This is a genomic window from Haematospirillum sp. 15-248, from assembly GCF_012102665.1.
Classification (GTDB): Bacteria; Pseudomonadota; Alphaproteobacteria; order Rhodospirillales; family Rhodospirillaceae; genus Haematospirillum.
In genome coordinates, this window is record NZ_JAAVTF010000005.1 from 22,056 (window position 1) to 40,587 (window position 18,532).

Consider the following 18,532-nt stretch of genomic DNA (forward strand, 5'->3'; position numbering starts at 1 on the left):
AGCCTGGATGAATGCCCTGATTCCACGCTGTCTGGCTGTTATGGCTGTCCTCATGTCCTCGGGATGTGAGGTTTTGCCGAAGCCCGGCTATGTGGGACTCGGGTACATCGGGACAGATCGTACCCCTTTGGATCGCCTCAGCGGTTGGGTATCCGGTCAGGATTGTTCCTCGGCCCGTGCAGCGCGTGGGGGGCACTGGTGCCAGCCTGTCTATGAGAACAGGCCGGAGACTCCGGATTTGTATTGCTATCGCTCTATTGGTGCGGTGGATTGTTACCATACACAGAGTCCCAACCCTCATGACCATCTGGTTGGAAATGTTCCCGGTGGTTTGCAGAGAACATGGTAGTTCCTGTGTAGAGTTGACCCGGTGGACTGGATTCCTGACAATAGACCGATCGGTTGCAGCCCTGCTCGGGGCGGCGCGCGGTGTCTGCCTGTACAGGAGGCGCTATGAACCAAGTCGTTCCCTTGGCCGGTTATCGCGCCTGCCGCCATGGTGTGGCTGTGTTCTTCAGCCGGGATGAGATGAGCGCCCTTCTTGGGGTTTATGCAGATAGTGTTTCACGGGGAGGCTGGCGTGATTATGCCATCGGGAGTGATGGTAGGCAGGCTTGGTTTGCCGTGTGCCGTTATGCTGGTGAACGCCCTGCTTGTGTGCTGACAAAGCGCGCCGTGTCTGGCCATGTTGTTTATACACTTTTTGACGAAAGCCGGCGTGTTCGGCAGAGTCGCAATCTTTCGGAAATCCTTGGATGCTTCAGGCGCATTTCGGCTGCTGTGTAACCGGTGCCGGGATTGCATGCTTCTGCGGGGCTAATTTTTCCATATCCTCTTGTCTTTTCTGTTTTTTGATAAAATCAAGGGTGTATTATCCTGACGATGTCATGGATGTAAGGGAGAGTGTTATGACCCAAGGTTCTGTTGCCGGGAAAACGCTTGGCGTGGTCTTGGTGGGCTTGGTTGGCCTTCTTGCCTTTATTGGTGTTCTGGCTGTCTCCGCTGTGGGTTTTCAGGATGTATCGCGTGTGGCCCAGCATATTGGCCTTGGTCTTGCCGCTCTTCTGATGATTGGGACGGTTCTGTTGGCAGTTGGGCAGGGAGACTGATCCGGCCCGGGCCCCTTTTGTTCTGTGCGGGGCTTGATGTACGGCATTGTTCTCCCCTGTTTCCCCCTTTTTTGTTGCGTATTTACCTTGTCGCCAGATAAACCGACCACATGCAAGCGTTCAGTCAGGGGGGGTCTTGCTTGACTGCCTGCATTCTGTTGTCGCAATCCGTTCTTCCGGACTCTTTCGTACTGTCTTTTCCAGATGCCTTGGTCGTTGTCCGAAACGGCCTTGTTGTGCGGGTCAATGCGACGATGGAGGCTCTGTCCGGTCTGTCTGCGCGCGCCTTGTGCGGTCAGGCATGGTCTTCGCTGATCCAGCTGTCCGACAGGGAAAAGGAGCGTGGAGACAAGGCCGGATTCCATGTTGTTCTGCCCGCGAAGAATGGACGTCATACCGAGGTAAAGGTTTCTCTTATCCGTAATGCGCCTGACTTGGGTGAAGGTGTTTCTGCAGATGTGTGGCGAGTCAGGCCGTTACATGATTGCCTTGTTTGCTCAAACGCATTCTTTCCTTTTGCTCACTGTTCCGGGGCAGGAGCTGCGACGCGGTGCGTGTATCGCCTTACACCCGATGGGCGCTGTATTTATGTCAGTCCGGATCTTGCTGCGCTTCTGGGACATCCTGACTGTGGTGATCTGGCCGTGTCGTTACCTGTTGGTGCATTTCCTTCCTATGTTGATCCCGCGTGCGGTATAGAGTTATTTGCCTTGGCGCAAGAGCGGGGTTATGTCCGCGATTTTGAGATGATGGTATCACGCCCGGATCATGTAATCCTTTGGGTGTCGCAGGAGATCAGTTGCGTGGTTGATGATCGTGGGGAGCCATTGTTTTACGAGGCGATAGTCCGTGATATCACAGCCTGTAAGGAAGCAGACGAACGTTTGCGCCTTTTGGTCCGCGTTTTTGAAAGCACGCGTGAAGGCATCGTGCTGCTTGATGAGAGCGGGGGCCTGCATGCTGCCAACCCGGCTTTTGTATGCATGACCGGGCTTTCCGGGGATGTGGCGGAAACAAAGCCCCTGCGTTTGCTCGCCGAGGGGCTGCACGATCCTGATTATCTGGATCGCATCCTTGAAACGGTTCGTGTTTCCGGTCACTGGGCGGGTGAATTGTTTATCCGCGACAGCGATGATGACCCCTTTCCTGCAGAGGCTGTTGTCTCGGCTGTTCATGATGATCATGGGCAGACTACCCACTTTGTTGTGCGTCTTTCAGATGTAACGGCGCGGAAGAATGATGAGGCTTGGGTTCGTTTTCATGCTAACTATGATCTGCTGACTGGCCTGCCCAACCGGCGTCTTTTGATGGAACGCCTTGAATCTGCCTTGGAGACAGCATGCAGGGAGGGCAAGCGGGGCTGCGTCCTTCTGGTTGACCTTGATCGTTTCAAAGCCATCAACGATGCATGGGGCCACACGGCGGGCGATGAGTTGCTGCGGCTTTTGTCCCGCCGCCTGAACCAGTGTGTTGGATCAGAAGATAGTGTCGGGCGTCTGGGTGGTGACGAATTTCTGGTTCTGATGCCCGAGGTTGAAACGGTCCAAGCTGGTGTTGCGATGGCTGAACGCATTCTGCATGCTTTGCAGGAACCTTTTTCGTTAGCCGGGACAGAGCAGTTCTGCCAATTATCGATAGGGATTGCTCTTTTTCCTGATGATGGCCTGACAGCAGGCGATGTCCTGCGTAACACAGATGTTGCGATGCAGGTTTCAAAGAAGCACGCTGTGCGCCGCTATACGGTCTATGACTCATCCATGTCTGCGGCTGCAGGCGTCCATCCTGGCCTTGAGAATGACCTCAGGCTGGCCTCTGTGCGTGGTGAGCTGGAGTTGTATTACCAGCCCAAGGTGGATGCTGTTACCTTGAAGATCAGGGGTGCCGAAGCCCTGATCCGTTGGCATCATCCGGTTTATGGTATGGTAAGCCCGGCAGAGTTTGTGCCCATTGCTGAAGAAACTGGTTTGATCGTGCCGATTGGGCGCTGGGTTTTGCGCCGTGCTTGTGTGCAGTTGGTCAACTGGCTTCGCAGCGATATTGGTGTACCCAGTGTCTCGGTCAACGTATCCCTGCGTCAGTTTCAGGATCCGGGGTTTGTTGCCAGTGTACGCCAGATTCTGGATGAAACCGGGCTTGATCCGGTACGCCTTGACCTGGAAATTACCGAGAGCGTCATGACAGGGGATGTATCCCGTGCTGTCACCATTCTGCGGGAGTTGAAGGATCTTGGTGTGACCTTGTCGATGGATGATTTCGGGACGGGTTATTCATCGCTGACCTGGTTGAAGACTTTCCCGATTGATACCCTCAAGATTGACCAGACATTTGTTCGTGACTTGTCCGGCAGTGGGCGTGATGCCGCCATTGTCACCACCATTATTACCTTGGCCCGCAACCTTGGTTTTGGTGTTGTTGCCGAAGGTGTGGAGCATATGAAGCACGTCGACCTTCTGCGTGAAATGGGCTGTGATGCTTTCCAGGGGTACTGGATTGCCCGCCCCCTTCCGCCAAGGGATTTTGCTGATTTTGTTGCCGCCCGCAAGGCCGGTCTGGTACCGGATGGGGTGATGTCCTGGCCCGCTTGAGAAGGCTGCTTTCTCTCTTTCAATCCATGCGCGGTTTCTGTGGAAAGCGGCGGGTGAGTTGGTCCGCCCACGGATCGGGAAGGGTTGCCAGAAGCCATGAGGTCAGGATGACAGGCCAGGGGAAGCTGATCCGCCCCTTGTTTTTGGCCAGCCCGCGCACAATATGGTGGGCTGCCTTCTCGGCAGGCATCAGGAAGGGCATGGGAAACGGATTAACCGCGGTGATACGGCTTTCGACAAATCCGGGCAGGACAACGGAAACCCTTATATTGTCTGTTGCCAGTGCCCCGCGCAGGCCTTCGCCCCAAACTTTTATACAGGCCTTGCTGGCGCAATAGGCCGGTGCGGACGGCAGGCCACGGAAACCCGCTGCAGAGGCCATAAGCGCGATTTGTCCGTTCCTGCGTGGTTTCATCACATCTAGGGCAGGTATGATCGTGTTCATAACCCCGGTGATGTTGGTGGCAAACACGGCTTGTGGTGATGATGTTTCCCCAATGCCGGCATTGGCAATGACAAGACGCAAGGGAACTTTGCCATCGGCCTCCTGTATCAGCGCTTTCATGCCGTCGCAATCTGTTACATCCGTCAGACTGGTATGTACGGATACACCCGTGGACCGGCAGATTATAGCCGTTTCTTCTAGGCGCTCCGGATTGCGACCGGTTAGGGTCAGGTCATGTCCCTGCTTGGCATAGGCCAGGGCCAAGGCTTTGCCGATACCGGAAGAGGCTCCTGTAATCAGCGTATGCTGGTTGTTTGCTATCTTAGTCATGGTTTATAAAGCTATTGCGCGGTTGGGTCACGGGAGTTGCCTGTACCCATCCCGTGCTGTCCAGCTTTATGATCTGTGCTGTCACTGTGTCTGGAAATACAGCAGCTCCCATAACATGATGACCATCGCAGGCAATGGTATATCCATTCAGGTTTCTGCAGTGGAATGTGCCGTCAGCATGGACGGTTGGCGTTATCGTACTCAGGGTGGCCCCAAGCCCTTCACCGGTTGCTTTTACAATGGCTTCTTTCATGCTCCAGCGGGACAGGGCAAAAAGGCGGCTCTGATCATGATCAAGTGCGTCCATGATCCGGATTTCTGCAGGGGACAAGAAATTCTCCGATAATGACGCCCAGTCCAGCTGAGGCCGCTGGGCCTCTACATCCACGCCTGTGCGGCATGCTTGGTCGTGGCAGGAAACAACGGACAAGGCAACCCAGTTTCCGGCGTGGCTGATGTTGAAATCCAGTGTGCTTTCAGGGTGACGCAGGAAAGGCCTGCCGTTCCTGTCTTGATGAAACTCAAGACGTTCGGGGGATACGCCAAGGATGTTCCCCAGTACTCTGCGTTTTAGGACATGGGCAGCGGTGCGTTGCGCCCTGTCCTCTGCTCGGATCATACGGCTGATACATTCATGTTCTGTCGTAGACAGCCCTTCATGGCCACGGAAACAGTATGCCTGTACTGATGAAACAGAGGCAAAGCAGGCGAGACCCGGTATGGCAGGTGACAGTGTTGGTATCGGTATATCGGTCAGGGTATTATTGTGGGGCATGGAACCATCTTGGGGAAGCGTGTCCAGTATATGCTGCGAAGCATGCCTTGTTTTATTCAGCAGTGAAAGCGGTGAAAGTATTGTCAACCGTTGTGTATGAAGCTGTGTCGTGGAATAACCCGTTTCATTCTATAGCCCGGAAGAGGAAACATTAGTGGGTATCGCCAGTATGACCGGATTTTCCAGCGCACAGGGGCAGGATCATGGTTGTGCCTTGTCCTGGGTCTGGGAAGCACGCAGTGTAAATGGAAAGGGGCTGGATATCCGGATACGGTGGCCACAAGGTTGGGACAGTATAGAAGCACCAGCCCGTGATCTGGCCCAGAAATGCCTGTCGCGTGGAAGCATTGCCTTGTCATTGTCGTTGAATGACAGCTCCCGTTCTGCTTCAGGACTGACCATCAATCGTGAGTGGCTTGCAACATTGATCGCCTTGGCTGAAGATCTGCCGCCGTCTGTGGGGCAACCGCGCCTTGATGGCCTGCTGCGGGTTCGTGGTGTTATCGAAGAGAGTGCCGCATCTTCTGAAGCAGAGGCGTATCCATTGGCTTCTGACCTTGTTGCAGTGGTCCTTGAGACCCTGTCCAAGGCGCTTGAGGGCTTGGTCGCTGTGCGCTGCGAGGAGGGTGGGCGTCTGCATGCCGTTCTCCAGGGGCATCTTGCCAGTCTGGAGTCCTTGATCCAGCAGGCCGGGGAGACAGCTTCTGCCCGTCCCGGGTCTGTCCGTCGTCGTCTGGAACAACAGCTTGCTGTGTTGCTTGACAGCAAGGTTCCTGTTCCTGAAGAACGATTGGCCCAAGAACTGGCCTTGATTGCAACGCGTCTGGATATTCGTGAGGAGTTGGATCGTCTGTCGGCCCATGTTGCCCAGGCCCGGAAACTTCTGGAGACAGGGGGTGTTTGTGGGCGCCGTCTGGATTTTCTATGTCAGGAATTCAATCGCGAAGCCAACACGCTATGCTCAAAATCCCAGGATGCGGACCTGACCCGGCTGGGCCTTGATCTCAAAACAGTGATCGACCAGCTGCGCGAGCAGGTCCAGAATATTGAATAAGCTTTGCATAGTGTGTCCTTTCTTCAATACAGCGGAACTCTCATGACGTTTGCCCCTGATATGCCCCACGTGTCCCGGCGTGGTTTGATGTTGATCCTGTCGTCCCCCTCTGGTGCAGGGAAATCCACAATTGCGCAGGCGATTCTGAGGCAGGACAACTGCCTTGAGCTTTCTGTGTCCGTGACAACCCGTTCTCCGCGCCCGGGTGAGATTGACGGAGTGCACTATCACTTCCGGACGCATGCCGATGTTGAGGCCATGGTTGCTGCCGGTGGTTTCCTGGAGCATGCGCAGGTCTTTGACAATCACTATGGGACACCGCGGGAGCCTGTCGAGAAAGCGTTGGCTGCCGGGAAGGATGTGCTGTTTGATATTGATTGGCAGGGTGCGCGCCAACTGACGGAAAAAGCAGCCGATGATGTTGTGCGTATCTTCATTCTGCCGCCATCCCTGTCCGAGCTGGAGCGCCGCCTGCGTGGTCGAGGGCAGGATCCCGACGAGGTGGTTCGCAAAAGAATGGCCAAAGCCAGCAGCGAGATGGAGCACTGGGCAGAATATGACTATGTTCTGGTCAACACCGATCTTGATGCAAGCATCCGCGCTGTGCATTCCATCCTTGAGGCCGAGCGCCTGAAACGGTCTCGTCAGAAAGGCATGGAAGCCTTTGTGGCTGCTCTGCGCGGTTTATAACCTGTGGCGTTTATAGCGTATGGCTGGGGTCCAAGCTGTTCGCCAAGGCGCAAAATTGGGGAATGTCCAGCTCCTCGGCGCGTGCTGTAGGTACAATGTTGGCGGCGGCGCACAGGTCTTCTGGTGTCATGCCGCTTGGCATGTATGCTGCCAGGCCTTTTAGGCTGGACCGCAGCATTTTCCGTCTTTGATTGAAGGCAGCAGCGGTGACTGCCTCCAACATGTCAAAACGGCAAGGGGCGAGGGGGGCCGGACGCGGAACCAGGCGCACAACCGTGGACGTGACCTTGGGTGGGGGAATAAAAGCCCGGGGATTGACGTCAAACAAGGGTTCAACGGTGCACAGCCACTGGGTGATAATTGTCAGGCGTCCGTAATCTGATGTACGGGGGCGTGCCGCCAGGCGGTTGACAACCTCTTTCTGAAGCATGACCACCAGACATTCAAAGGCCTGAATATGCTTCAGCCATTCAAGAATCAGCGGCGTTGCAACGTTATAGGGAAGGTTGGCCACAATGCGCCGCGGTGATGTGCCAAGGGTATGCACGGGGATGGCAAGGGCATCAGCCTGCATGACCTCAAGACGTTCCGGGTAGGCGGATGCAATCTCTTGCTGGATCGGCAGCATGCGTGGGTCACGTTCTATGGCAATGACGTGGCGGGCGCCGTTATCCAGCAGGGCGCGGGTCAACCCCCCGGGGCCGGGACCAATTTCTATGGTCGTACCTGCGGCCAAGGTACCGCCACTACGGGCGATGCGTCCTGTCAGATTGAGATCAAAGAGAAAGTTCTGCCCCAAGCTCTTGCGTGCCATCAAGCCGTGTGCGGCAATTGTTTCGCGTAGAGGTAGAAGCGGGAACAGGGGATGTTCCGGGAAATCTGGATGCGACGGCGTCATGGCACAAGGTTACTTTCAGGATAAATATGCAGCTGAGGCAGGAGAACGCCCGGCCATGGCGGAGGCCATGCGTAGGGCTGCAACCAAGCTGGTTTCGCGCGCCTTCCCGGTCCCGGCCAGCGCAAATGCTGTTCCGTGATCTGGTGATGTACGAATGAAGGGAAGGCCAAGGGTCACGTTGACCCCGCCATGAAAATCCAGGGCCTTGAGTGGGATCAGGGCTTGGTCATGGTACATACACAGCACAACGTCATAGTGCTGCCTAGCTTCAGCGTGAAACAGGGTGTCAGCTGGCAGGGGGCCAGATGCTTCAATGCCGTCTTGGCGCAGGAGCTGAACAGCAGGCTCGATAATATCCTGCTCTTCGGTTCCCATAATTCCGCCCTCTCCGGCATGAGGGTTCAACCCCGCAATGGCAAGCCGGGGTGAAGGGATGGCAAAGTACTGTCGCAGGGACTGTGCGGCGGTATGTCCACATGTGACAATGTGTTCTGTGGTCAAGGTGCTTGCAACATCCCGCAGGGGAATATGAATGGTAACTGGAGTAACCCGCAGGCTCTCGTTGGCCAGCATCATCACGGCCTGTGTATCAGGACCAGCCAGGCTGGCCAGGTACTCGGTATGACCGGGGAAGCCAAACCCCTGTTCACGTAACACTTTCTTGCTGATGGGGTTTGTAACCATGGCACAGGTTTTACCAGCCATGGTCATCTGAACGGCTATACGTATGGAGTCCAGTACCGCACCGGCATGGTCTGGATCCGGGTATCCCGGAACCGCTTTTTTGGCAAGGGGCACAGGGATCACGGGGAGGGCCTGGTCAAATACGGCTTGTGCCTCTTGCGCTGTGCTGACCGTTACGAGTGGTACATGCAGTCCCAGCCTGTAGGCTAGTTCTTGCAGGCGCCCGGGATCATCAAGGGCTACAAAGGCAGGTACCGGATTCTGTTTCCGCCCAAGCCACGCTTTCAAGGTAATATCCCCCCCGATTCCTGCAGGGTCTCCCATTGTCAGGGCGAGGGGGCGTGTTGTGTGCATGGCAGAAAGTGTGTCGTTCTGTCGTGATTGGTACGATTGATCTCAGCGTCTGATATCAATTAGTGCGGATCGACGCAGATCACGGAGTGCACGGTTGGAGACCCGCTCCAGCTTCTCCAGCGTCAGGCGTTGTTCGATCTCTTCCCGTGGTGGGAGGCCGGCTGTGTCCTGACGATCGCAGACCATAACGATAGCCTCCCCGCCAGCAACCTCAACCGGGCCGCCGAGGGTGTTCAGTGGTAAATCCCTGACCACAGCCCGTACCGGCGGGGGCAGGTCGGCAAGTCGCATGTTCCCGATGGCACCGGATCCCGGCAGGTTCAGTTGACCTGCCGTTGCATCAATATCGGCGCATGACTTGGCAGTGTCGCGGACAGAGCGTGCAATCTCTGCTCTCTTGGCTTCGGATAGGGCTGCCGGGCCGGATAACGGCATGAAAATCTGGCTCAATTGGACCCGGATATCATCCGGATTCTGCTTTCTGGGTTCCCTGGCGTCACGCAGCAGCATGATGGCATAGCCTCCTGTCGTACGGACAGGCTGTGACAGCATGCCCGGCGACATGGTGTCCAGAACCCGCTCAATCTCGGGCTCCAAGGCTCCGGTAGTGATCCAGCCGAGATCACCGCCTACAGCAGCTGTTACTGAAGCCGAGAACTGGCGCGCCAGCGAAGCAAAGGGAGCGCCTTGCCTGATCTGGTCTACCAAGCGATCAGCCAAGGCGCGCATTTGCCGCTCTTCAGCCGGATCAGTTACAGGCAGGACAATTTCAGCCAGTAGCCGCTGTGGGCGCCCGATGTTATCCTTCATGGTACTGATGACAGCATCAACCTCGGCAGGCTCAACAGAAACCTGACGCCGCAGTGTACTCTGTGCGTAGCGTACCCAGCCTATATCAGCGCGGAGCTGTGTTTCCAGGATATGAGGAGCAAGACCCTGATGCTTTAGCAAATCATCCAGTGCGCCGGTCGGGAATCCGTTATTTCGTTCGATCTGACGTTTTGCATTTGCAATGTCAGCTGGCTCTACGTCTATTCCTGCCTTCTTGATTTGCTGCACTTTCAGGCGCTCGTTGACCAGAACCTGAATAACGCGTGGGACAATTCTCTGCCGGGTTTCGTGATTGTCCGGAAGGCGTGAGGTCAGCAGAAGAAGAGATGTCCGCTCGTCAACATCCTTCCATGTTATCGCTTCATCGTTCACAACGGCTGCGATGCGCTGTGTTTGGCCACTTTGTACAGCAAAAGCAGGCAAGGATCCGCATACCGATAAAAGTCCGACGCAGAAGGCAATGGCTGACACCGGAAGCCTGGATCGTAATGCGACATTGGTTGTCTGTGTGGTGTGTATCATAGGATGCCTTGCTACTCTTGCCATTCCCGATTGTCTCAGAGCTGTGTGTTATAGTCGCCCAGTGTCTTTAGTGACAGGACCAAGCCGATAAATGTTCCACCATTATAATCCCTGTCATACGTATATTTACGGCCAGCCTGTAAGGTAACACCAATACATTCGTCCTCATAAACAAGCTGTCCTTGGGTTGCGATTGGCCCCCCGTTACGGGCGACATCCCAACGTCCGGATACACCGCTGCTCCAGTACCGCGAGATACGTGACGATACGCCACTGTAGAGCTCCTTGCGTTCGCCGGTGGTATTGTCCTCAATCGCGGGACGCTGCGTGCTTACATATCCAACCGTTGTACGCATGACATCCGGTCCGATTGTTGTGCTGAAGTCATTGCGGCGTATTTCACCATTGTCGCGATCCAGCCGTACACGCCAGGATGTCGAGAAATTGCTGTTCGGGTAAACAGACAGTCTGCCGACGTAGTCGGAGAAAGTGTCATGAAGCCCGGATGTTTTCTGGAACAATCCATCAGGATGCTGCCGCCACGTCTGCCCTGCCAAGGTGTCTATGGTCCCCACCCTTGTGCCGTATGCCGTATAGCGTATCCCATAGTTCACCCGTGTTCCGCCTTCAATGCGGTCATAGCCCGTGAAGCGGTTGGTCGAGAACAGGTTGACATCGTCAAGCTCGAAATCGAGGCTGTCCTCGTTGGGGACTTTACGGTTATTGCCCCCACGCGGGCTTATAATACCCTGTATCGTTGGTTCCAGCACCTCGCTCCAGTCTTTATGCGTACGCTCAAGCGGGAGACTCCACGTCAGTGCGGCCTCAGGCACGGCTCGCCCTATGGTCCCTGTATAGCGATGATCGGTGCTGTCCTTGATTGGTACATCAGCAACATGCCACACATCTCCACGCAGACTTGTATCCAGTCTCCATACGTCTCCAGCAGATCCGACATAGGGTAAATGCCATCCCAGTGTTGTTGTTGCCCGTTGGCTTTTTGGCCCTGATGTTCGGTTTATGCTGGCAGTGGATATGTCCAGCGTTGTCCATGCTCCCCTGTTATCGGGTTCTGTACTGTAATTGATGCTGCCCAGCGGAGTAACAAACGGGATCTCATAGCCCTTTCTCAGCGGGGCGCCTGTGTTCTGGAAATAGAAGCTTTCCAGTGCGGCATAGCTGCGACGGCTGAACCCTTCGACATAGCCCCGATTTTCCAGGAAAGCCGGTGCTCCGAAGCCATAACGCCGCAGGTAGGTTGGATCAGATGCCAGATCAATATCGGCACCGGCGCGCCACGTATCGTTTATGGCGTATAGTCCTTTTGCAGACACGTGATTGCGGACACGCTCTCGATTGTCCCGGGTTATGGACCCTGTGGCAGAAAGGGCCACTTTGTGTCCGACAATACGATATTGACTGCCAAGAACAATCCCTTCCTTTGATGTTATCGTGGGCGTCAGGGTTATATCTTGCTGATCATTGATGACCTGGAACCATGGTATGCTAAAGGCAGAACCAAGATCTTTGTTGTTCTTCCACGATGGGACCAGAAAGCCACTTTTGCGTTTGACAGAGGGGTCCGGGTGAGACAGATACGGGGTATACAGCACGGGCACATCAAACAGTTCAAGCCATGCGTGGTTATACCGAACTTCCCGGGCATTTTGGTCGTGCACAACCCGTACGGCCTTGATCTGCCATATGACAGGATCATCGCCGCAGTCATCGCACGGTGTGTAGGCTGCATTTTCAAGGGTTGTCGAGGTTCCTTCACGGCGTACCGCCTGTTCAGCATGGCTGCGTGATCCATCCGCAAGTACAACCTTGATGGCGTGAGTAAAGCCGTTTTTCAGGTCTCCGGTTAACTCTGCATAGTCCGTGAATGTGGTGGTACCATCCTCGTCTGTCAGCACCACGTTTCCGCTGGCCGTAGCCAAATCTTTTCCGGGCTGATAGCTGATGGTATCAGCGATCAGAATGACCGCACCGTACTGGAACTCTACATTTCCACGCGCTGTAACCGTATCCAGGTTCTTGTCGTGGATCAATTCATCGGCAGTTACATGCGCACGCGGTTTCTGTTCCTCCGCACGGTTTTCTGTTGGCGGGGGGGGCTGCATCTGACTCCACGCCTGTTGCGGGATACATAGCGCAATTGCCGTGGCACACACCATCATGCCTGACAGGAGAAATGGTATCGGGCGCGTCAGCGGAGAAAGCGGTGGTAACATGCCACGTCTTGTCATGACATTCTGGTCCGGTTGGGGAAAGGGGACACGGTGATAGATCGGGTTGAGCGAGCAAGGATAAACAAGGCTACCGCTGTTGGCAAAAGAACAGCTGCAGGAATTAGGGGTAAAAGATCTGTAGCGTGTGATGCCAGATTACCGGCACCTATGATCCCGGACTGTACCAAGACCATGGTTGCGGCTGTCAGAACAATACGCTGCGTATGGCCACGTCGGCTGAAGGAACCTGATAAAAGACCAGCAAGGGCAATCAGGACGAAGCAGACATAGGATATGGGATTGAACAGTCGTTGTATGGCCTCTGCCCGGAAACGGGGTACATCAGCCGGGCGGATGGTCAGATCTGTTTTCTCTGTGACTGTCAGCAACTCGTGCGTTGGTCGCTCCTGTGCTTCACGATAGCGCTGCCCGTGTTCTTTCCCGGGCTGATCCCACAGGTTGACGGACAGGCGTTCGAAATCCAGCAGTGCCATGGTTCCAGTCCCAAGAGTGACCTGATGGCTGCTCGCCTTGCCCAGAATCAGAACGGGGCCTGCCGGCGACGAAGCAACAGCTCCCCGCTCTGCTATAATCGTGTTTGTCTTGCCCGGTGTCCTGGTGTCATGGATCATGACGTCAAGAAGCTCTCCATTGCTGGTTCTGGTGCGGGTATAGACCGTAAGGCCGGTAGCAACATCGTTGAAGGTGCCGTCCTGGATCATCAACTTTGATGCATCATTGCGTAGGTTCCATTGCAGTTCCTTGAAGGAACGTGCACTTTCCGGCCCCAGCCAGAGCGTCAGGCTGTAGCCAGCTGCCATCATGACAAAAGCCAGGATCAGGGCTGGACACGCCAAGCCGAATGGGCCCACCCCGGCCGCACGTATAACAACAAGCTCCCGGTCTGTATTCAGGCGGTTGTATGTAAACAAAACAACCATAAACAAGGCGACGGGCATGATCAGGGACAGGAAGCCTGGAAGCAGCAATCCGGTCAAGGTCAGGAAAGAGTGGACAGACACACCCTGCGTAACAATCAGTTCAATGTAACGCAGCGACTGTGTGAGCCAGGCAACAGAAAGCAGACCGGCAGTGACCAAGATGGTTCCGGTAGCAAGCTGAAACAGGACATAGGACGTTATGGTACGCATCGTGGGGCGGAGTATAGAGCGGCTTTGTATCCAGAAACCAGCACGATTTCCATGTTTCGGACAGGATGTGCTACAATACGCTGTACTTGGAGGGTTTATGATACAAGGGGGGCGCGTATGGCCAAGGATCACAGCCATTCTTCCGGTGGGGCTCATCACCCCGGCCATAGCGCAGGGGAGCATGGTCCGGACCATCATAAACCGGACAAGCATGGCAATCGTGGCCTCAGGCACCACGGTCACCCGACTTCCGGCCCTCATGGCCCGGGGTCTCATGGCAGTGCTACACATCCACAGCCGCACCATGCCCATGGTCATCACAGCCATGGGCCTTCCGCTGCTGACCATCATCATACGGCGGACCATCACCCTGGTCACCACGACCATCATGGTCGGCCTCTCCGTCGTCCCTCGCAGTTTGGTTTCTTTATCCGCATTGTTGCTTTGGGCATTGCCCTGACACTTGGGGTTGGAGGTGGATTGTGGCTGAAAGCCTATAACTCCAGGCCGTCCAATGAATATACGGATGATATGGCAGGGAAGGTTGTAGCACAGTGCGAACAGCTTGTGCCTAAGCTGGATTGCCGGTGTCTCTGGAAACAGGCGGGTGTTGCTTTTACGCCGTCCAACAGTGTGTCAATTCTGGAAATCCTGTCCCAGCGGCACCAGTGGACCGGGCAGATCACACGGGCTCGACTGGAGCAGGTGGCCGGCAACGATGGTGCCAGTGCTCTTGGCAAGGCACTCTACTACTGCACCCTCCTCTGAGAGGGGAGGTCCCCCGATCCTTCAGGCTAGAAGGCTTCTTCCGGTATCGCCATCAGGGCGTTGGCGCCTGCTGTCGCATCGGCCTCCAAAGCTGCTACCTGCGGAAGAATATGGCGGATGAAGTACAGGGCTGTTGTTGTCTTCTCCTGCGCAAAAGCTTGATCTTCGCTGTTTTGAGCCTGCGTCGCTGACAAGGCAAGCCAGCATCCACCAAGTGTCAGGGCAGCCTGCCGGGTAAAGGGGAGGGCCGCCGCATAGGCGTCTGCGGTTGAGGCGGTGCAGGCCCAGCGTGTTGTTCGTTCAAGTCCCTTCAAGGCTTCCTCGAGAGGTGGTGTCAGGCTGGTATCATGGCGTGGAAGGGCTGTACGCAGCTCGTCAATCAGTGCAAGCATTTCATGCCCTTGGTCTTTCTGGATCTTGCGGCCGACGAAATCGGCGGCCTGAATGCCGTTTGTTCCCTCGTAAATGGGGGCAATCCGTGCATCACGGTAGAACTGCGCCGCGCCTGTTTCCTCTACAAAGCCCATGCCGCCAAAGACCTGAATAGCTTCGTTGGCAACATCCACGCCGATCTCTGTGCCCCACAGCTTGACCAGCGGGGTCAGTAGCGCGACCCGGGCCGCCCATGCAGCTGCTTTTCGGGTATCTGCTGTCTTGATGGCCCTGTCATTGGCAGCGATGGCCGAAAATGTCAGCAGGCGTCCGGCCTGTGTGCGGGCTTTCATGTTCATTAACATACGCCGGACATCAGGGTGATGGATAATGGTGGCTGGCCCCTTGTGCTCCCCCACCACGGGTTTTGATTGGACACGTTCCCGCGCATACCAAGCGGCATGCTGATAGGCCCGTTCAGCAATGGCATAGCCCTGTAGCCCGACATTCAGGCGTGCATTGTTCATCATGGTGAACATGCAGGCCAGCCCCTTATTTTCTTCACCGACAAGCCAGCCAACAGCTCCCTCGCGCTCCCCAAATGACATGACGGCTGTCGGGCTGGCATGAATCCCCAGCTTGTGTTCCAGCCCCGTGCAGATAACGTCATTGCGGTCACCAAGGCTGCCGTCGGGATTGACCAGATATTTCGGAACCAGGAACAGGGAGATTCCCTTGACGCCTTCCGGTGCATCATTCAGGCGGGCCAGAACCATATGAATGACATTGTCCGACAGGTCATGGTCGCCATATGTGATGAAAATCTTGGTGCCTGTAATCCGGTATGCGTTCCCCTCCCGAACGGCCCGTGCCTTGATCTGTGATAGATCGGACCCGGCCTGTGATTCCGTCAGGTTCATGGTGCCGGTCCATTCGCCCGAGATCATTTTCGGCAGATACAGGGCCTTTTGTTCTTCGGATCCGTGGGCGTCCAGCAGATCCACGGCGCCCTGGTTCAACATGGGGCACAGGCCAAAAGCCATGTTTGCAGATTGCCAGATTTCCTGTACGCCAGCTGCAACCAGCCAAGGAAGACCTTGTCCCCCGTATTCGGGATCAAAAGGAATGGCATTCCAGCCCCCGTCACGGTAGCGGGCATAAAAGGACTGTAGTTCCGGGAAGGTACGAACCGTGCCATTCTCAAGACGGCACCCCATGCGGTCACCAATGCTGTTCAGTGGTGCCAGTTCCTGACTGCCCAGCCGCCCTGCTTCTTCCAGCACGGCCTGTACCAGATCATCCGTTGCGTCGCTGTAGGCAGGCAGTGCCGTGATATCCGACAGCCCGACCACTTTCATGGAATGCATGATCTCTTTCAGAGGGGCAGTATAGTCAGCCATGTTTCCTCCTGGCACATCCCTGTCATCAGGTCTTCCCGGGAAGGGTGCAGGATCAGGTTAATCCATGCAAGTAAAAGGGTATATTTTTCCTGCTCTCCCACATGATGAGCACCCCCGACACACGATGTGCAGGGGTGCTTCATGCTGTCAGCGCTTGCTTTCAATGTGTTCAGTGATGTAGCGGTCCAGCAGGCGCACACCGAAGGCTGTGGCGCCCTTGGATACCAGGGGCAGATCCTTGTTGGTCCAGGTTGTTCCGGCAATGTCCAGATGTGCCCATGGTGTTCCGTTTTCTATAAAACGGGCCAGGAATTGGGCTGCTGTAATGGAGCCGGCACCACGACCGTCGCCGACGTTTTTCATGTCGGCTATGTCTGATTTTATCAGCTTGTCGTAGCTGTCTCCCATCGGCAGGCGCCACAATTTTTCCCCCGTTTCCTGCCCGGCCTTGGTCAGCTGTCCGGCCAGTGTGTCGTCGTTGGAAAACAGTCCGGCGTGCTCCATCCCCAAGGCAATGACGATGGCCCCTGTCAGGGTCGCAAGATCAATAATAGTGGCCGGTTTGTACTTGCGCTGGGCGTAGGTCAGAACATCGGCCAGCACCAGCCGCCCTTCCGCGTCGGTGTTGATGACTTCGATGGTCTGGCCACTCATGGACCGGACAACATCCCCCGGGCGCTGGGCTGTGCCGGATGGCATATTCTCGACCAAGCCGAGGAAGCCAACCACATTGGCCCTGGCCTTGCGCCGGGCCAGGGCTGCCATCAGCCCGGTCACCACGCCGGCTCCGCCCATATCCCACTTCATGTCTTCCATGCCACCGGCTGGCTTGATGGAGATTCCGCCGCTGTCAAAGCAGACACCCTTGCCAATAACGGCCAGAGGTGGCGTTTTGGCCTTGCTGCCGTTCCATTCCAGTATCACGGTCCTGCTGCCGCGGACAGAGCCTTGCCCGACGCCCAGCAAGGCATTCATGCCCAGTTTCTTCATCTCTTTTTCAGTCAGGACACTGACCTTGATGCCAAGCTTCTCCAGCTTCTGGCATTCTTCGCTGAACTCAACCGGACCTAGGATATTGGCTGGTTCACTTTGCAGGTCCCGGGTCAGGAACACGCCCTCGGCCACGGCTTCCATCGGGGCAAAGGCTTTTTTGGCCAGATCATGGTCTGCGGTTGAAACAATCAACTTTCCAACCTGTGACTTGTCATCTTTCTTTTCTGTCGCTTCGGTCCGGTAGCGATCAAAGCGGTAAGAGCGCAGGAGAGCCCCTATGGCCATGTGCGCTGCTGCCTGTGCGATAGGGACATTGCATCCGGGGAGAGCATCGACAACAAGTGTGACGTCTTTGTCCTTTGCGTTGGCTATGGCTGACCATGTGGCTCCGCCAAGCCGTTCGAACGCGGTCGTATCCAGCTTCGCGGCTTCACCCATGCCCAGAAGAACAAGACGGGACAAGCCGCTGCCAGCTGGTGCGAGAATGGTCAGTGTCTGCTCGGCCCGTCCTTCAAAGGCAGCAGCTTCCATGGCCCGGCTCAGGTGTCCTCCGCCAGATTTGTCCAGGGAACGGGCCGTTGCGGTTAATTTGCGCCCGGCAAGAATGCCGACAACAATTGTACCCGAGGCAGGTAGGGCAGGTTTGGCGAAGCTTATTTTCATTGTCTGTCTCTCTGTGCTTGTCCGCGGCCATAAGGGGGCCTGTGAAACCAGAAGCGATGATGGCCGTGCAAATCGAAGTTCTTGTGGATATTTACCCCTTTCCGGATTCCTGAAAAGGTATAACTGCCGGTATGGGCGCGAAATTCTTGAATGTTGCGTGAAAATAAAGGCACGACGGATGGTGGAATTTTGCAGCCATGTGCCCTAAGCTTTTGCCCGGCTTTTGGGGGAGGTTCTTGATATGCGCATCCGATATGCTGTGTTGCTGTTCTTGGTTGCATTCTGGACTGTCATCATGTCTGCAGATGACGTATTTGCGCAGTCTTACAGCTGGCGTAATGACGTCTCGCCTGATCTTGAGGGGTCTTGGGTAAAGGCCGGGCAAAGGTGTGAGGACAGTGGCAGCCTGCTGATGATCTTTTCCTCCGGTGGCTATCGCTGGCGCAAGGCCGCCACCGAATGGGGCTATGCCCGTGGCAAGTATTCCTGGCAGCCGGGAAGTGGCAGTGTTTCCTTCAAACTGCAGCGGTTTGAGCCTAGCGACAGTCCTGATTTCCTGTTTACAGTCGTGGGGGCAGAGATGCGTAAATACACGTATGCTTCCGGCCAGTTGACACGTTTTTCCAAGTGCCGGTAAGCCTTGATTGAGCGTGTATAGATTTGTTTATTGGCTAATA

Annotated in this window: 17 protein-coding genes; 8 read left to right on the forward strand and 9 right to left on the reverse strand. The window is 55.6% G+C overall.

Going from position 1 to position 18,532, the window contains the following annotated elements; genetic code table 11:
- Positions 1 to 7 precede the first annotated feature (7 nt).
- The 4 genes from HEQ72_RS06105 (at position 8) to HEQ72_RS06120 (ending at position 3,694) form a co-directional block, all read left to right on the forward strand.
- Complete coding sequence (locus tag HEQ72_RS06105) at positions 8 to 349, forward strand: hypothetical protein (RefSeq protein ID WP_168019899.1); 342 nt, start codon at positions 8 to 10, stop codon at positions 347 to 349.
- A gap of 104 nt (positions 350 to 453) precedes the next feature.
- Positions 454 to 786 carry a DUF2794 domain-containing protein gene (locus HEQ72_RS06110; RefSeq protein WP_168022871.1) on the forward strand — a complete coding sequence of 111 codons (333 nt, stop codon included), beginning with the start codon at positions 454 to 456 and terminating at the stop codon, positions 784 to 786.
- A 122-nt stretch (positions 787 to 908) separates the two neighbouring features.
- A complete protein-coding gene (locus HEQ72_RS06115) occupies positions 909 to 1,109 on the forward strand; it encodes a hypothetical protein (RefSeq protein WP_168019897.1) in 201 nt (66 codons plus the stop codon).
- A gap of 140 nt (positions 1,110 to 1,249) precedes the next feature.
- A complete protein-coding gene (locus tag HEQ72_RS06120) occupies positions 1,250 to 3,694 on the forward strand; it encodes a bifunctional diguanylate cyclase/phosphodiesterase (protein WP_168022872.1) in 2,445 nt (814 codons plus the stop codon).
- A 19-nt stretch (positions 3,695 to 3,713) separates the two neighbouring features.
- On the opposite strand, the gene HEQ72_RS06125 is transcribed toward HEQ72_RS06120, so the two are convergent.
- Entirely contained in the window at positions 3,714 to 4,469 is a 756-nt protein-coding gene (locus tag HEQ72_RS06125; RefSeq protein WP_168019895.1) for an SDR family NAD(P)-dependent oxidoreductase, read from the reverse strand.
- Positions 4,462 to 5,244: a 4'-phosphopantetheinyl transferase family protein gene (locus HEQ72_RS06130; RefSeq protein ID WP_168019894.1), complete on the reverse strand. Its 783-nt coding sequence runs from the start codon at positions 5,242 to 5,244 to the stop codon at positions 4,462 to 4,464. Before HEQ72_RS06130 ends, HEQ72_RS06125 begins: the two co-directional genes overlap by 8 nt.
- 154 nt (positions 5,245 to 5,398) lie before the next feature.
- On the opposite strand from HEQ72_RS06130, the gene HEQ72_RS06135 reads away from it, so the two are divergent.
- A complete protein-coding gene (locus HEQ72_RS06135) occupies positions 5,399 to 6,298 on the forward strand; it encodes a YicC/YloC family endoribonuclease (RefSeq protein ID WP_168019892.1) in 900 nt (299 codons plus the stop codon).
- A 42-nt stretch (positions 6,299 to 6,340) separates the two neighbouring features.
- Positions 6,341 to 6,988 (forward strand): guanylate kinase, encoded by a 648-nt coding sequence (gmk, locus tag HEQ72_RS06140; RefSeq protein ID WP_168019891.1) that lies wholly within the window; start codon positions 6,341 to 6,343, stop codon positions 6,986 to 6,988.
- 10 nt (positions 6,989 to 6,998) lie between these two features.
- Here the strand turns inward: gmk and rsmA are convergent, their stop codons facing one another.
- The 5 genes from rsmA to HEQ72_RS06165 are packed head-to-tail and all read right to left on the reverse strand — an operon-like array spanning position 6,999 to position 13,872.
- Positions 6,999 to 7,886, reverse strand: a complete 888-nt coding sequence (gene rsmA, locus HEQ72_RS06145) for a 16S rRNA (adenine(1518)-N(6)/adenine(1519)-N(6))-dimethyltransferase RsmA (protein ID WP_168019890.1) — start codon at positions 7,884 to 7,886, stop codon at positions 6,999 to 7,001.
- Between the two features lie 15 nt (positions 7,887 to 7,901).
- The gene (pdxA, locus tag HEQ72_RS06150) at positions 7,902 to 8,924 is read right to left on the reverse strand and encodes a 4-hydroxythreonine-4-phosphate dehydrogenase PdxA (RefSeq protein ID WP_168022873.1); all 1,023 of its coding nucleotides are present in this window, start codon (positions 8,922 to 8,924) and stop codon (positions 7,902 to 7,904) included.
- A 42-nt stretch (positions 8,925 to 8,966) separates the two neighbouring features.
- Positions 8,967 to 10,277, reverse strand: a complete 1,311-nt coding sequence (locus HEQ72_RS06155; protein WP_168022874.1) for a peptidylprolyl isomerase — start codon at positions 10,275 to 10,277, stop codon at positions 8,967 to 8,969.
- A gap of 35 nt (positions 10,278 to 10,312) precedes the next feature.
- Complete coding sequence (locus HEQ72_RS06160) at positions 10,313 to 12,526, reverse strand: LPS-assembly protein LptD (protein ID WP_168022875.1); 2,214 nt, start codon at positions 12,524 to 12,526, stop codon at positions 10,313 to 10,315.
- The gene (locus HEQ72_RS06165; protein WP_322099486.1) at positions 12,523 to 13,872 is read right to left on the reverse strand and encodes an LptF/LptG family permease; all 1,350 of its coding nucleotides are present in this window, start codon (positions 13,870 to 13,872) and stop codon (positions 12,523 to 12,525) included. Before HEQ72_RS06165 ends, HEQ72_RS06160 begins: the two co-directional genes overlap by 4 nt.
- On the opposite strand from HEQ72_RS06165, the gene HEQ72_RS06170 reads away from it, so the two are divergent.
- Positions 13,777 to 14,427 (forward strand): hypothetical protein, encoded by a 651-nt coding sequence (locus tag HEQ72_RS06170; RefSeq protein WP_168019883.1) that lies wholly within the window; start codon positions 13,777 to 13,779, stop codon positions 14,425 to 14,427. The genes HEQ72_RS06165 and HEQ72_RS06170 overlap by 96 nt on opposite strands.
- Positions 14,428 to 14,453: 26 nt before the next feature.
- Here HEQ72_RS06170 and HEQ72_RS06175 read toward each other — a convergent pair whose 3' ends face one another.
- Both HEQ72_RS06175 and HEQ72_RS06180 read right to left on the reverse strand, forming a co-directional pair.
- A complete protein-coding gene (locus tag HEQ72_RS06175) occupies positions 14,454 to 16,199 on the reverse strand; it encodes an acyl-CoA dehydrogenase (protein ID WP_168022876.1) in 1,746 nt (581 codons plus the stop codon).
- Positions 16,200 to 16,346: 147 nt separating this feature from the next.
- A complete protein-coding gene (locus tag HEQ72_RS06180; RefSeq protein WP_168022877.1) occupies positions 16,347 to 17,855 on the reverse strand; it encodes a leucyl aminopeptidase in 1,509 nt (502 codons plus the stop codon).
- Between the two features lie 241 nt (positions 17,856 to 18,096).
- Here HEQ72_RS06180 and HEQ72_RS06185 point away from each other — a divergent pair, with 241 nt between their 5' ends.
- Positions 18,097 to 18,492, forward strand: a complete 396-nt coding sequence (locus HEQ72_RS06185; protein WP_168022878.1) for a hypothetical protein — start codon at positions 18,097 to 18,099, stop codon at positions 18,490 to 18,492.
- Positions 18,493 to 18,532: the final 40 nt, after the last annotated feature.

Bases quoted from the DNA above. Each gene is read 5' to 3' on its own strand.
- HEQ72_RS06125 (WP_168019895.1), bottom strand. From the start codon at position 4,469: ATGACTAAGATAGCAAACAACCAGCATACGCTGATTACAGGAGCCTCT.
- HEQ72_RS06160 (WP_168022875.1), bottom strand. From the start codon at position 12,526: ATGACAAGACGTGGCATGTTACCACCGCTTTCTCCGCTGACGCGCCCG.
- rsmA (WP_168019890.1), bottom strand. From the start codon at position 7,886: ATGACGCCGTCGCATCCAGATTTCCCGGAACATCCCCTGTTCCCGCTT.
- HEQ72_RS06180 (WP_168022877.1), bottom strand. From the start codon at position 17,855: ATGAAAATAAGCTTCGCCAAACCTGCCCTACCTGCCTCGGGTACAATT.
- HEQ72_RS06115 (WP_168019897.1), top strand. From the start codon at position 909: ATGACCCAAGGTTCTGTTGCCGGGAAAACGCTTGGCGTGGTCTTGGTG.
- HEQ72_RS06165 (WP_322099486.1), bottom strand. From the start codon at position 13,872: ATGCTTGTCCGGTTTATGATGGTCCGGACCATGCTCCCCTGCGCTATG.
- pdxA (WP_168022873.1), bottom strand. From the start codon at position 8,924: ATGCACACAACACGCCCCCTCGCCCTGACAATGGGAGACCCTGCAGGA.
- gmk (WP_168019891.1), top strand. From the start codon at position 6,341: ATGACGTTTGCCCCTGATATGCCCCACGTGTCCCGGCGTGGTTTGATG.
- HEQ72_RS06185 (WP_168022878.1), top strand. From the start codon at position 18,097: ATGCGCATCCGATATGCTGTGTTGCTGTTCTTGGTTGCATTCTGGACT.
- HEQ72_RS06105 (WP_168019899.1), top strand. From the start codon at position 8: ATGAATGCCCTGATTCCACGCTGTCTGGCTGTTATGGCTGTCCTCATG.
- HEQ72_RS06175 (WP_168022876.1), bottom strand. From the start codon at position 16,199: ATGGCTGACTATACTGCCCCTCTGAAAGAGATCATGCATTCCATGAAA.
- HEQ72_RS06170 (WP_168019883.1), top strand. From the start codon at position 13,777: ATGGCCAAGGATCACAGCCATTCTTCCGGTGGGGCTCATCACCCCGGC.
- HEQ72_RS06155 (WP_168022874.1), bottom strand. From the start codon at position 10,277: ATGATACACACCACACAGACAACCAATGTCGCATTACGATCCAGGCTT.
- HEQ72_RS06130 (WP_168019894.1), bottom strand. From the start codon at position 5,244: ATGCCCCACAATAATACCCTGACCGATATACCGATACCAACACTGTCA.
- HEQ72_RS06110 (WP_168022871.1), top strand. From the start codon at position 454: ATGAACCAAGTCGTTCCCTTGGCCGGTTATCGCGCCTGCCGCCATGGT.